The sequence below is a fragment of the Arthrobacter sp. SIMBA_036 genome (assembly GCF_046535135.1).
Lineage (GTDB): Bacteria > Actinomycetota > Actinomycetes > Actinomycetales > Micrococcaceae > Arthrobacter.
This window is the reverse complement of sequence record NZ_JAWRXG010000423.1, coordinates 1-241: the sequence shown is the minus strand read 5'-3', so window position 1 is coordinate 241 and position 241 is coordinate 1. Positions and strand designations below refer to the sequence as shown.

The following is a 241-nucleotide window of genomic DNA, read 5'->3' as shown; positions in this document are numbered from 1 at the left end:
CGTGAGTGTAAAAATGGGGTCCGATGTAAAAAGACCGGCCAATCACCAGTCGACTCCTATCTATTCACAAGGGCCAGAGTGGGTTGTTCGTACCAAACGGAATCCGAAGCACACTGAACGTGCTTTTCCGTCGGTCTTTGTTTCTCCAGAGGTTCTGCATAGCGTTGGTTCGTCCTTTGTTATTGAAGGGCACCACATTGTGCACAAGAGGACTAAAAATCAGGCGATCCCTAAAACTTTC

General features: G+C 47.7%; 1 protein-coding gene. It reads left to right on the top strand.

Going from position 1 to position 241, the window contains the following annotated elements; genetic code table 11:
* Positions 1–13: 13 nt before the first annotated feature.
* A partial coding sequence (locus SB659_RS20390) for a hypothetical protein (protein WP_410551748.1) occupies positions 14–241 on the top strand: 228 nt, incomplete at its 3' end.